General features: G+C 62.6%; 16 protein-coding genes. 14 read left to right on the forward strand and 2 right to left on the reverse strand.

The features are described 5' to 3' along the window. The first annotated feature begins 71 nt into the window (after positions 1-71). Genes pyrR through PspS04_RS25770 form a run of 3 tightly spaced genes read left to right on the forward strand, consistent with a single transcriptional unit; the run spans position 72 to position 2875 of the window. Positions 72-575 carry a bifunctional pyr operon transcriptional regulator/uracil phosphoribosyltransferase PyrR gene (pyrR, locus tag PspS04_RS25760; protein WP_095164510.1) on the forward strand — a complete coding sequence of 168 codons (504 nt, stop codon included), beginning with the start codon at positions 72-74 and terminating at the stop codon, positions 573-575. A 27-nt stretch (positions 576-602) separates the two neighbouring features. Further along, positions 603-1607 (forward strand): aspartate carbamoyltransferase catalytic subunit, encoded by a 1005-nt coding sequence (locus tag PspS04_RS25765; RefSeq protein ID WP_095164512.1) that lies wholly within the window; start codon positions 603-605, stop codon positions 1605-1607. Continuing rightward, a complete protein-coding gene (locus tag PspS04_RS25770; protein WP_095164514.1) occupies positions 1604-2875 on the forward strand; it encodes a dihydroorotase in 1272 nt (423 codons plus the stop codon). The genes PspS04_RS25765 and PspS04_RS25770 overlap by 4 nt, the downstream gene beginning before the upstream one ends. A 90-nt stretch (positions 2876-2965) precedes the next feature. Here PspS04_RS25770 and PspS04_RS25775 read toward each other — a convergent pair whose 3' ends face one another. After that, on the reverse strand, positions 2966-3397 hold the full coding sequence (locus tag PspS04_RS25775; RefSeq protein WP_095164516.1) for an NINE protein: 432 nt from the start codon (positions 3395-3397) through the stop codon (positions 2966-2968). Between the two features lie 250 nt (positions 3398-3647). Between PspS04_RS25775 and PspS04_RS25780 the strand changes: the two genes are divergently transcribed. Next, positions 3648-4268 carry a C40 family peptidase gene (locus PspS04_RS25780; RefSeq protein ID WP_095164518.1) on the forward strand — a complete coding sequence of 207 codons (621 nt, stop codon included), beginning with the start codon at positions 3648-3650 and terminating at the stop codon, positions 4266-4268. A 71-nt stretch (positions 4269-4339) separates the two neighbouring features. On the opposite strand, the gene PspS04_RS25785 is transcribed toward PspS04_RS25780, so the two are convergent. Further along, positions 4340-5374 (reverse strand): type IV pilus twitching motility protein PilT, encoded by a 1035-nt coding sequence (locus PspS04_RS25785; protein ID WP_095164520.1) that lies wholly within the window; start codon positions 5372-5374, stop codon positions 4340-4342. Between the two features lie 56 nt (positions 5375-5430). Here PspS04_RS25785 and PspS04_RS25790 point away from each other — a divergent pair, with 56 nt between their 5' ends. From PspS04_RS25790 to PspS04_RS25835, 10 genes are all read left to right on the forward strand, one after another. After that, the gene (locus PspS04_RS25790; RefSeq protein ID WP_095164522.1) at positions 5431-6123 is read left to right on the forward strand and encodes a YggS family pyridoxal phosphate-dependent enzyme; all 693 of its coding nucleotides are present in this window, start codon (positions 5431-5433) and stop codon (positions 6121-6123) included. A gap of 53 nt (positions 6124-6176) precedes the next feature. Next, positions 6177-6995, forward strand: coding sequence for a pyrroline-5-carboxylate reductase (proC, locus tag PspS04_RS25795; RefSeq protein WP_095164524.1), 819 nt, complete (start codon positions 6177-6179; stop codon positions 6993-6995). 10 nt (positions 6996-7005) lie between these two features. Beyond that, positions 7006-7596 (forward strand): YggT family protein, encoded by a 591-nt coding sequence (locus PspS04_RS25800; protein WP_095164526.1) that lies wholly within the window; start codon positions 7006-7008, stop codon positions 7594-7596. Beyond that, positions 7596-7892 (forward strand): DUF167 domain-containing protein, encoded by a 297-nt coding sequence (locus tag PspS04_RS25805; protein WP_095164528.1) that lies wholly within the window; start codon positions 7596-7598, stop codon positions 7890-7892. Before PspS04_RS25800 ends, PspS04_RS25805 begins: the two co-directional genes overlap by 1 nt. A gap of 182 nt (positions 7893-8074) precedes the next feature. Continuing rightward, positions 8075-9214: a homoserine O-succinyltransferase MetX gene (metX, locus tag PspS04_RS25810; RefSeq protein ID WP_095164530.1), complete on the forward strand. Its 1140-nt coding sequence runs from the start codon at positions 8075-8077 to the stop codon at positions 9212-9214. A gap of 7 nt (positions 9215-9221) precedes the next feature. Continuing rightward, positions 9222-9842, forward strand: a complete 621-nt coding sequence (gene metW / locus PspS04_RS25815; protein ID WP_095164532.1) for a methionine biosynthesis protein MetW — start codon at positions 9222-9224, stop codon at positions 9840-9842. A 24-nt stretch (positions 9843-9866) separates the two neighbouring features. After that, positions 9867-10301: a DUF4426 domain-containing protein gene (locus tag PspS04_RS25820; RefSeq protein ID WP_159998394.1), complete on the forward strand. Its 435-nt coding sequence runs from the start codon at positions 9867-9869 to the stop codon at positions 10299-10301. Next, positions 10298-10894, forward strand: a complete 597-nt coding sequence (rdgB, locus tag PspS04_RS25825) for an RdgB/HAM1 family non-canonical purine NTP pyrophosphatase (RefSeq protein WP_159998396.1) — start codon at positions 10298-10300, stop codon at positions 10892-10894. Before PspS04_RS25820 ends, rdgB begins: the two co-directional genes overlap by 4 nt. Continuing rightward, positions 10891-12096: a radical SAM family heme chaperone HemW gene (hemW, locus tag PspS04_RS25830; RefSeq protein ID WP_159998398.1), complete on the forward strand. Its 1206-nt coding sequence runs from the start codon at positions 10891-10893 to the stop codon at positions 12094-12096. The genes rdgB and hemW overlap by 4 nt, the downstream gene beginning before the upstream one ends. 23 nt (positions 12097-12119) lie before the next feature. Beyond that, positions 12120-12443: a DUF3392 domain-containing protein gene (locus PspS04_RS25835; RefSeq protein ID WP_095164539.1), complete on the forward strand. Its 324-nt coding sequence runs from the start codon at positions 12120-12122 to the stop codon at positions 12441-12443. The last annotated feature ends 100 nt before the right edge of the window (positions 12444-12543 follow it).

A 12543-nucleotide genomic window follows, 5' to 3' on the forward strand; every position in this document is an offset into this window, starting at 1 on the left:
CAAGCGACTCTCTTAGCTACAACCCGAGCCTCTCCCTGCAAGTCCCGGCTCGGGCCCAAGAAGGAGCAACCATGAGCCTGCCCAATCCCGTCGAACTGATCAGCCAGATGGCGACCCAGCTTGACGCCTACCTGGCCAAACGCGGCATCAGCGAGCCGCGCTACATCGGCATTCGCACCGGCGGCGTGTGGGTCGCTCAGGCCCTGCTCGAAGCACTGGGCAGCGACGCGCCACTGGGTACCCTGGACGTTTCCTTCTACCGCGACGACTTCAGCCAGAATGGCCTGCACCCGCAAGTGCGCCCATCGGCCCTGCCCTTCGAGATCGAAGGCCAGCACCTGGTGCTGATCGACGACGTGCTGATGAGCGGGCGGACCATCCGCGCCGCCATGAACGAACTCTTCGACTATGGCCGTCCAGCCAGCGTGACCCTGGTCTGCCTGCTGGACCTGGACGCCGGCGAGCTGCCGATCCGCCCGAACGTAGTCGGTGCGACCCTGTCCCTGGCCGCCCACGAACGGGTCAAGCTGTCCGGTCCGGAACTTGCGCTCGAACTGCAAGACCTCGCCCTTTAATCCGCCCTATTGAGAGTCCCCCTCGCGATGACGCCTCTAGATACCAAGCGCCCGCTACAGCTCAATGATCAGGGCCAGCTGCGCCACTTCCTCTCCCTCGACGGCCTGCGCCGCGAGCTGTTGACGGAAATCCTCGACACCGCCGACTCGTTCCTCGAAGTCGGCGCCCGGGCGGTGAAAAAAGTCCCGTTGCTGCGCGGCAAGACCGTGTGCAACGTGTTCTTCGAGAACTCCACCCGCACCCGCACCACCTTCGAACTGGCCGCCCAGCGGTTGTCGGCGGACGTGATCACCCTCAACGTGTCGACGTCGTCGGCGAGCAAGGGCGAAACCCTGCTCGACACCCTGCGCAACCTCGAGGCCATGGCGGCCGACATGTTCGTGGTGCGCCACGGCGACTCCGGCGCCGCGCACTTCATTGCCGAACACGTCTGCCCACAAGTGGCGATCATCAATGGCGGTGACGGCCGGCACGCCCACCCGACCCAGGGCATGCTCGACATGCTCACCATTCGTCGACACAAGGGCAGCTTCGAAAACCTCTCGGTGGCCATCGTCGGCGACATCCTGCACTCGCGGGTCGCACGCTCGAACATGCTGGCGCTGAAAACCCTCGGCTGCCCGGATATCCGCGTGATCGCCCCCAAGACCCTGCTGCCGATCGGCATCGAGCAATACGGGGTGAAGGTCTACACCGACATGACCGAAGGCCTTAAGGACGTCGACGTGGTGATCATGCTGCGCCTGCAGCGTGAACGCATGACCGGCGGCCTGCTGCCGAGCGAAGGCGAGTTCTACCGCCTGTTCGGCCTGACCACCGCACGCCTGGCCGGCGCCAAGCCGGACTGCATCGTCATGCACCCGGGGCCGATCAACCGTGGGGTGGAGATCGAGTCGGCGGTGGCCGACGGTCCGCACTCGGTGATCCTCAATCAGGTGACCTACGGGATCGCCATTCGTATGGCCGTGTTGTCCATGGCCATGAGCGGGCAGACTGCCCAGCGCCAATTCGAGCAGGAGAACGCCCAGTGAAGCTCAGCATTCTCGGCGCCCGCGTCATCGATCCGAGCAGTGGCCTGGATCAAGTCACCGATATCCACATCGAAGCCTGCAAGATCGTCGCCCTGGGCGCCGCACCCGCCGGCTTCGTCGCCGTGCAAACCATCGAGGCCCAGGGCCTGGTGGTCGCGCCCGGGCTGGTCGACCTCAACGTCGCGCTGCGCGAACCGGGTTACAGCCGCAAAGGCACGATCGCCAGCGAAACCCGCGCCGCCGCGGCCGGTGGTGTCACCAGCCTGTGCTGCCCGCCCCGCACCAAGCCGGTGCTGGACACCTCGGCCGTCGCCGAACTGATCCTCGACCGCGCCCGTGAAGCCGGCAATGCCAAGGTGTTCCCGATCGGTGCCCTGAGCAAGGGTCTGGAAGGCGAGCAACTGGCCGAACTGATTGCCCTGCGCGACACCGGTTGCGTGGCCTTCGGCAACGGCCTGGACAGCTTTCGCAACACCCGCACCCTGTGCCGGGCCCTGGAATACGCGGCGACCTTCGACCTGACGGTGATCTTTCACTCCCAGGACCATGACCTGGCCGAAGGTGGCCTGGCCCACGAAGGCCCGACCGCCAGCTTCCTCGGCCTGCCGGGGATTCCCGAAACCGCGGAAACCGTGGCCCTGGCCCGTGACCTGCTGCTGGTGGAGCAAACCGGGGTGCGTGCGCACTTCAGCCAGCTCACCAGTGCCCGCGGCGTAGCCTTGATCGCCCAGGCCCAGGCCCGGGGTTTGAAGGTCACGGCCGACGTGGCGCTGTATCAGTTGATCCTCACTGATGAGGCGTTGATCGACTTCAACAGCCTGTACCACGTGCAACCGCCGCTGCGCACCCGCGCCGACCGCGATGGCCTGCGCGAGGCAGTGAAGTCCGGGGTGGTGCAAGCCATCTCCAGCCATCACCAGCCCCACGAGCGCGACGCCAAGCTGGCGCCGTTCGGCGCCACCGAACCCGGGATCAGCAGCGTTGAACTGCTGCTGCCGTTGGCCATGACCCTGGTCGAAGACGGCCTGCTCGATCTGCCGACCCTGCTGGCACGCCTCAGCGCCGGTCCGGCCGAGGCCCTGCGCCTGCCGGCGGGCAAGCTGGCGGTGGGTGCTGCGGCTGACCTGGTGGTGTTCGACCCGGCCGCCTCGACCGTCGCCGGCGAGACCTGGCTGTCGAAGGGCGAAAACTGCCCGTTCCTCGGCCACAGCCTACCGGGCGTGGTGCGCTACACCCTGGTGGATGGACGGATCAGCCACCAGGCCTGAACCGTGTCGCTCCAATCGCGGGCAGGCGCAGCGCCGCCCGCCCCACAGGCCTGATGCAGCTCCTGTGGGAGCGGGCTTGCCCGCGATGCTTTACTGGAAAGCGCCGCGATTCTGCGCGTTGCGCACCGAAACCTGGTCATTCAGGGTCCAGAAGTCATACAACACCCCCAGAAAGAACAACCCGCCCGTCACCAGGTACAGCAAACCGCTGATCCACTTCCCCTGATACATGCGGTGTACACCGAACACGCCGAGGAACGTCAGCAGAATCCAGGCCACGTTGTATTCGATCGGCCCTGCGGTAAAACGCAGATCCGCCTCACGGTCCATGGCCGGGATCAGGAACAGGTCGATCAACCAGCCGATGCCCAGCAAACCGAAGGTGAAAAACCAGATCGTGCCAGTCACCGGCTTGCCGTAATAAAAGCGGTGCGCCCCGGTAAAGCCGAGAATCCACAGCAGATAACCGATCACCTTGCTGTGGGTGTCCTGGGGTGAAACATCCTGACGATAGGTGTTCATGTAGTCCCTCATATGCCGCGATAGAAAAATAATTTTGTGACTTGTGTGACTTTTTTATGTCGTGCCGACAAGTGGTTTGCCAGCCAGGCACTTCGCGCAAAGCCTTGTACCACCTGACTTGTGTCCGACAATCGAGCCAATTTGCCGCGGCTTCGACGGTTTTGAGCCCCGGTTTGAATCGACCAACGGCCCCGAAAAGGACAAAAAAGCTGTTATAAAGTTGCGCGTTCCTTATATAGAGCCTTGCCTAATGCGTCCATTTTTCAAGACATGGCTAACCATTTGCCTATTATTGCCACTGGCCGCCCACGCCACCAATCGTGAGCAACGTCTTCCAAACGTTAATGGTTACACCCCTAAATCCCATGTTTCTGCTGCTACCAGCAAAAACAAACACAGTGTAAAAGCACCACAACTGAGCAAGGCCAACAGCTCGCTGGTGCCGCCAATGGCCACCAAGCAGAGCAGCGATGTCTTGAGTCGCGCAGTCAATGTGCTCGGCACTCCCTATCGTTGGGGTGGCAGCAGCCCAAGTAAAGGCTTTGATTGCAGCGGCCTGGTGAAATACGCCTTCAATGACGTAGCCGCCGTAGACCTGCCGCGCACCTCCAATGCCATGGCCTCCGGCCACGGGCTGAAAGTCGATCGCAAGGACCTGAAACCCGGCGACCTGATTTTCTTCAAGCTCAAGAGCCGCAGGGTCAATCATGTTGCCATCTACCTGGGCAACGACCGCTTCATCCACGCACCACGCCGTGGCAAGTCGGTCTCCATCGACACCCTGAAGAAGCCGTACTGGGATAACCACTACGTGGTTGCCAAGCGGGTCCTGCCGAAAGAGCCGAACACCATGCGGATTGTTCAGCGCTGAGTTGAGCTCAGTCAAAGCAAGATCAACAGATCGCAGCCGGTGGCATTCCCGCCGGCTGCGATTTTTTGTATTTACAGGCCTTCGGCCGAGCGCGCCCGCTCTCGCGCATGCTCACGGCTGATCAACCCCCTGCCCAGCAGCGACCTCAGGCTCATGTCCAGGGTCTGCATGCCCAGCGCGCCACCCGTCTGGATCGCCGAATACATCTGCGCCACCTTGTTCTCACGGATCAGGTTACGGATTGCCGGGGTACCCAGCATGATCTCGTGGGCCGCCACCCGACCGCCTCCGACCTTCTTCAACAGCGCCTGGGACACCACCGCCTGCAGCGACTCCGAGAGCATCGAGCGGACCATGGCTTTCTCTTCACCGGGAAACACGTCCACCACCCGGTCGACGGTTTTCGCCGCCGAACTGGTGTGCAACGTGCCGAACACCAAGTGCCCGGTCTCGGCGGCGGTGAGGGCCAGGCGAATGGTTTCCAGGTCTCGCATCTCCCCTACCAGGATCACGTCCGGGTCCTCGCGCAGGGCCGAACGCAGCGCAGCCGCGAAGCTGTGGCTATCGCGGTGCACTTCACGCTGGTTGATCAGGCACTTGCGCGGCTCGTGGACAAACTCGATCGGGTCTTCAATGGTCAGGATGTGTTGATGCCGGTGGCTGTTGAGGTGATCGATCATTGCCGCCAGGGTGGTCGACTTGCCGGAGCCCGTGGGCCCGGTGACCAGCACCAGGCCCCGGGGAAGCTCGGCAATACGACGAAACACATCCCCCAGTCCCAGCTCGTCCAGGCTCGGCACCTTCGACGGGATGATCCGTAATACCGCGCCCGGCCCCCGGTGCTGATGGAAGACATTGACCCGAAAACGCGCCACACCCGGCGCCGAGTAGCAGAAGTCGAGCTCCAGTGCCTGCGCGAACTCGACCTGCTGTGGTTCGCTCATGAGCCCATGGATCAGCGCCGTCACCTGGCGGGCATCCTGTGGCGGCAGGTTGATCCGCCGCACATCGCCATCCACCCGGATCATCGGTGGCAGGCCGGTGGACAAGTGCAAGTCGCAGGCGCCCTGTTTGACGCTGAAGGCCAGCAGCTCAGTGATATCCATAGCACTCCTCAATTCCAGTAGAATGCCGCGAACCTCAGACTGCCGGCGTCCCTTGAATGTCCACGATAGCAGACAACATCTCCCAGGTAGCGGCACGCATCCGCAGTGCTGAACAGGCCGCGCAACGTGCCGCCAACAGCGTCCAGCTGCTAGCCGTGAGCAAAACCAAACCCGCCGCCGCAGTCCGCGAAGCGTACGCTGCCGGGGTCCGCGACTTTGGTGAAAACTACCTGCAGGAAGCGTTGGGCAAACAACGGGAATTGACCGACCTGCCCTTGTGTTGGCACTTCATCGGCCCCATTCAATCGAACAAGACGCGAGATATCGCGCAAAACTTCGCTTGGGTGCACTCCGTGGATCGCTTGAAAATCGCACAACGCCTGTCCGAACAACGCCCCGCTGAATTGCCAGCCCTGAACATCTGCATCCAGGTCAACGTCAGCGGTGAAGCCAGCAAGTCCGGCTGCACCCCGGCCGACCTGCCGGCCCTGGCGGCGGCGATCAAGGCCCTGCCGCGCCTGACCTTGCGCGGATTGATGGCGATTCCCGAGCCCACCGACAATCGCGCCGAGCAGGACGCTGCCTTTGCCGCCGTACGCGAGCTGAACACCAGCCTGCAAGACAGCCTCAACCTGCCGCTCGACACACTGTCCATGGGCATGAGCCACGACCTCGAGTCGGCCATTGCCCAAGGCGCCACCTGGGTCCGCATCGGTACAGCCCTGTTTGGTGCGCGCGACTATCAGTAAAAACATCACCAGCCATGAACCCTGGCTGGCACCCCACTTTAAAAGGACCTGACATGAGCAAGACGCGTATTGCCTTTATCGGTGCCGGAAACATGGCCGCCAGCCTGATCGGCGGCCTACGAGCCAAGGGCCTGGACGCCGCGCAGATCCGCGCCAGCGATCCGGGCGCCGAGACCCGTGCGCGGGTGGCCGCAGAGCACGGCATCGAAGTATTCGCCGACAACGCAGACGCCATCGCCGGCGCCGATGTGGTGGTTCTGGCAGTCAAGCCGCAGGCAATGAAAGTAGTCTGCGAAGCACTGCGCCCGAGCCTGCAACCGCAGCAACTGGTGGTCTCGATTGCCGCTGGCATCACCTGCGCCAGCATGAACAACTGGCTAGGTGCCCAGCCGATCGTGCGCTGCATGCCCAACACCCCAGCCCTGCTGCGCCAGGGCGTGAGCGGCCTGTTCGCGACCACCCAGGTGACAGCCGAGCAACGCCAGCAAGCGCAAGACCTGTTGTCGGCCGTGGGCATCGCCCTGTGGCTGGACGAAGAACAGCAACTGGATGCGGTCACCGCCGTGTCTGGCAGTGGCCCGGCATATTTCTTCCTGCTGATCGAAGCCATGACCGCCGCTGGCGAGAAGCTCGGCCTGCCACGGGAAACCGCCGCCCAACTGACCCTGCAAACCGCCCTTGGCGCCGCGCACATGGCAGTTGCCAGTGACGTCGACGCCGCCGAACTGCGCCGCCGCGTCACTTCACCTGCCGGCACCACCGAAGCTGCGATCAAGGCCTTCCAGGCCGGCGGATTCGAAGCCCTGGTGGAACACGCACTGGGTGCCGCTGCACACCGTTCAGCCGAGATGGCTGAGCAACTGGGTCAATAAGGAGCCATACATGATTGGATTGAACACTGCAGCGGTGTACGTGCTGCAAACCCTCGGCAGTCTGTACCTGCTGATCGTACTCCTGCGTTTTGTACTGCAATTGGTACGCGCCAACTTCTACAACCCACTGTGCCAGTTCGCCGTGAAGGCCACTCAACCCCTGCTCAAGCCACTGCGCCGGATCATTCCGAGCGTGTTCGGCCTCGACATGTCGTCGCTGGTCCTGGCGATCCTGGTGCAACTGGCGTTGATGGCCCTGACCCTGCTGCTGACTTACGGCACCACCGGCAACCCGCTGCAACTGCTGATCTGGTCGCTCATCGGGGTCACCGCGCTGTTCCTCAACATCTTCTTCTATGCCCTGATCATCAGCGTGATCCTCTCGTGGGTCGCGCCTGGCAGCCATAACCCGGGTGCCGAACTGGTCAATCAGATCTGCGAGCCGGCCCTGGCGCCATTCCGCAAGATCCTGCCGAACCTGGGCGGCCTGGACATTTCGCCGATCCTGGCGTTCATGGCGCTCAAGCTGATCGACATGCTGGTGATCAACAACCTCGCCGCCATGACGCAGATGCCGGAAATCCTGCGCCTGCTGATCTGATGAGCTATTACCGCTGGGACGGCGCGGACCTGATCCTCGAATGTCACCTGCAACCGGCGGCCCGCAGCGATGATTTCGCGGGCCTGCACGGTGATCGCCTGAAGATCCGCCTGACCGCCCCGCCCGTCGAAGGCAAGGCCAATGCCTACCTGATGGCCTTCCTGGCCAAGGCCTTTGGCGTCTCCAAGAGCCAGGTGAGCCTGCTCAGCGGCGAGCTGAGCCGGCAGAAGCGGGTACGGATCTGCTCACCACAGAAGCTCCCGGACTTGCCGGATCTGGTGCGACAGCCGGGGTGACCGCGTCATCGTTCATCGCGGGCAAGCCACGCTCCCACATGGGAATGCGCCCCCTTGTGGGAGCGTGGCTTGCCCGCGATGGCCGCGCCTCGGTCTGACAGGAAAAATCATCCCCGCCCTTTGCTTGCCGCTGACCACAGCGGTCTTTAGACTTACGCCTCATTTCAACGAGAGCAGGGTCGATGCCAACTGCCTTTCCCGCCGATTCTGTTGGTCTGGTGACGCCCCAAGTGGCGCACTTCAACGAGCCCCTGGCCCTTGCCTGCGGCCGCTCCTTGTCAGCCTATGACCTGATCTACGAAACCTACGGCACGCTGAACGCCACGGCGAGCAACGCCGTGCTGATCTGCCATGCCTTGTCCGGGCACCATCACGCGGCCGGCTTCCACAGCCCCGACGACCGCAAGCCCGGTTGGTGGGACAGCTGCATCGGCCCCGGCAAGCCGATCGACACCGACAAGTTTTTCGTCGTCAGCCTGAACAACCTCGGCGGTTGCAACGGCTCCACCGGCCCCAGCAGCACCAACCCTGAGACCGGCAAGCCATTCGGCGCCGAGTTCCCGGTGCTGACCGTCGAAGACTGGGTCCATAGCCAAGCGCGCCTGGCCGACCGCATCGGCATCACGCAGTGGGCTGCCGTGATCGGTGGCAGCCTGGGTGGCATGCAGGCGATGCAATGGAGCATCACCTACCCCGACCGCATCCGCCACTGCCTGGCCATTGCCTCGGCACCCAAACTCTCGGCACAGAACATTGCCTTCAACGAAGTCGCGCGCCAGGCGATCCTCACCGATCCGGAGTTCCATGGCGGTTCGTTCCAGGAAGCCGGGGTGATCCCCAAGCGTGGCCTGATGCTGGCGCGCATGGTCGGGCACATCACTTACCTGTCGGACGACTCGATGGGTGAGAAATTCGGCCGCGGCCTCAAGAGCGAAAAGCTCAACTACGATTTCCACAGCGTCGAGTTCCAGGTCGAGAGCTACCTGCGTTATCAGGGTGAAGAGTTCTCCGGACGGTTCGACGCCAACACCTACCTGCTGATGACCAAGGCGCTGGACTACTTCGATCCGGCGGCGAACTTCGACGATAACCTGGCGAAAACCTTCGCCGGCGCCAAGGCCAAGTTCTGCGTGATGTCCTTCACCACCGACTGGCGCTTCTCCCCGGCCCGCTCCCGCGAGCTGGTAGATGCCCTGATGGCCGCCAAGAAAGACGTTTGCTACCTGGAGATCGACGCTCCGCAAGGCCACGACGCCTTCCTGATTCCGATCCCGCGCTACCTGCAGGCGTTCAGCAATTACATGAAGCGAATTACGGTGTGAACAAGCCATGAGAGCTGATCTGGAAATCATCCAGGAATGGATCCCCGCCGGCAGCCGCGTGCTGGACCTGGGCTGCGGTGATGGCGAGCTGCTGACCTGGCTGCGCGACAACAAGCAAGTCACCGGCTATGGCCTGGAAAACGACCCGGACAACATTGCCGAGTGCGTGGCCAAGGGCATCAACGTCATCGAGCAGGACCTAGACAAAGGCCTGGGCAACTTTGCCAGCAACAGCTTCGACATCGTGGTCATGACCCAGGCCCTGCAGGCCGTGCATTACCCCGACAAGATCCTCGACGAAATGCTGCGGGTCGGTCGCCAGTGCATCATCACCTTCCCCAACTTCGGGCACTGGCGCTGCCGCTGGTACCTGGCGAGCAAGGGTCGGATGCCGGTTTCGGAGTTCTTGCCGTACACCTGGTACAACACGCCGAACATTCACTTCTGCACCTTCGAAGACTTCGAAGCCTTGTGCAGTGCACGTGAAGCCAAGGTCATTGATCGGCTTGCCGTGGATCAACAGCATCGGCATGGGTGGGCCAGTAAGCTATGGCCTAATCTATTAGGTGAGATTGGCATCTACCGTGTCAGCAGTCCTGGCCTGCAGGATCACCAGGTAGCGGTCTAACCCGTTTTTCAAAGGAGTACGATCATGAGTCGTCTAGCTCTGTTTGCCTTAACCGCTTGCCTGAGCGTCAGCGCCATGGCGGCCGACGTCATCAAGGGCGAGCGCCAGGAAACCTTCGGCGATGTGACGGTGCACTACAACACCTTCAACTCGACCTTCATTCAGCCGGACATCGCCAAGGCCGCCGAACTGATCCGCAGCAAGAACCAGGGCGTGATCAACGTCTCGGTGATCAAGGCCGGCCAGCCCATGGTTGCCAGCGTCACCGGCAGCGTGAAAGACCTGACCAGCAAGACCGTGCCGCTGAACTTCAAGCAAATCACCGAACAAGGGGCGATCTACTACCTCGCCCAATACCCGGTGGACCAGCAAGAAGTCCGCACTTTTGAGATCAAGGTCCAGGCCGGCGACAAGATCAACACCATCAACTTCAACCAAGAGCTCTTCCCCGGCGAATGATCACTTTCACCCAACTCGTACTGGCCAGCCATAACGCCGGCAAACTCAAGGAACTGCAGGCCATGCTCGGCGAATCGGTGCAACTGCGCTCGATTGGCGAGTTCAGCAGCGTGGAGCCTGAAGAAACCGGTCTGTCGTTCGTCGAAAACGCCATTCTGAAGGCCCGTAATGCCGCCCGCATCTCCGGCTTGCCGGCGCTGGCCGACGACTCGGGGCTGGCGGTGGACTTTCTCGGCGGTGCGCCGGGCATCTACTCGGCGCGCTACGCCAACGGCCAGGGTGATACGGCGAACAACGCCAAGCTGCTCGACGTGCTCAAGGACGTCCCGGCCGCCGAGCGTGGCGCCCAGTTCGTCTGCGTCCTGGCCCTGGTGCGCCACGCCGATGACCCGTTGCCGATTCTCTGCGAAGGGCTGTGGCACGGGCGCATCCTCACCCAGGCCAGCGGCGAACACGGCTTTGGCTACGACCCGCTGTTCTGGGTACCGGAACGTGACTGTTCGAGCGCCGAACTGAGCCCGGCCGACAAGAACCTCATCAGCCACCGGGCCCGCGCAATGGATCTGCTGCGCCAGCGTCTGGGCCTGAAATGACCCACAAGCCCTCTGCGTCGCCGCTGATTTTCGGCGGCGCCGCGCCATCGCCACGGGCCGCCCTGCCTACGCTGCCGCCCCTGGCGCTGTACATCCACATCCCGTGGTGTGTGCGCAAATGCCCCTATTGCGATTTCAACTCGCACACCGCCAGCCCGGTGTTGCCGGAAGAAGAGTACGTCGACGCCCTGCTGGCGGACCTCGATCAGGACCTGCACGCAGTCTACGGCCGAGAACTGAGTTCGATCTTCTTTGGCGGCGGCACCCCGAGCCTGTTCAGTGCCGTGGCCTTGGGCCGCTTGCTCAAGGGTGTGGAACAACGCATCCCGTTCGCCAGTGACATCGAAATCACCCTGGAGGCCAACCCGGGCACCTTCGAGCAGGAGAAGTTCGTCGCCTACCGGGCGTTGGGCATCAATCGCCTGTCGATCGGTATCCAGAGCTTCCAGCAGGAAAAACTCCAGGCCCTGGGCCGCATCCACAACGGTGACGAAGCGATTCGCGCCGCTGGCATGGCGCGCCAGGCCGGGTTCGACAACTTCAACCTGGACCTGATGCACGGCTTGCCCGATCAGTCCCTGGACGACGCCCTGGACGACCTGCGCCAGGCCATCGCCCTCAAGCCCACCCACCTGTCCTGGTATCAGCTGACACTGGAACCCAATACGGTGTTCTGGAACCAGCCGCCGACACTGCCGGAAGACGACACCCTGTGGGACATCCAGGAGGCCGGCCAGGCATTGTTGGCCGAGCACGGCTACGCCCAGTACGAAGTCTCGGCTTACGCCCAGGACGGCCGTGCGGCGCGGCATAACCTCAACTACTGGAGCTTTGGCGACTTCATCGGCATTGGCGCCGGGGCCCACGGCAAGCTAAGCCATCCGGACGGGCGCATCGTGCGCACCTGGAAGACCCGCCTGCCCAAGGACTACCTCAACCCGGCCAAAAGCTTCAAGGCGGGCGAGAAAGCCCTGAGCAATGACGAGCTGCCGTTCGAGTTCCTGATGAATGCCTTGCGCCTGACCGAGGGTGTCGAGGCGCGGTTGTACCCGCAACGTACCGGGCTGCCCCTGGAAAGTCTTGCCGAAGGCCGACGCGAGGCCGAACAAAGTGGTTTGTTGCAGGTCGAACCGTCACGCCTTGCGGCGACGCTGCGTGGACAGCTGTTTCTCAATGACTTGCTGCAGAATTTTCTGAGCTGATTATCAGAACTAAGGGAAAACGAATGGATTTGGTACTCGACCTGCTCGCCACCGTCTCTCGCTGGAGCCGCAGTAACCTCTCGGAAATCGCCCTGGCATTAGTGGGCTGCTTGCTGGTGTTGTTTGGCGCGGACTTCAAAGGCTGGGTCGAGCAACGCCTGGGCAACATCGCTGGAGCATTGCGCGTGCCGATGATGGCCCTGCTGTGCGTGATCGGCAGCGGTGCGTCGCTGATCTACGCCACACCCTGGATCGTCAAGGGCCTGAGCCAGTTCAACAACTACAGCCTGGCGCCGGTGTTGCTGGTGGTATTGGTGCTGATCGGCGTCGTAGCCGACCGCCGCTGACCCTGCGCCCTATACAAATCCACTGTAGGAGCGAGCTTGCTCGCGATGGCGGCCTGACAGTCAACTTGGATGTTGAATGTTAGGGCCTCATCGCGAGCAA

It is taken from the genome of Pseudomonas sp. S04 (assembly GCF_009834545.1).
Lineage (GTDB): Bacteria > Pseudomonadota > Gammaproteobacteria > Pseudomonadales > Pseudomonadaceae > Aquipseudomonas.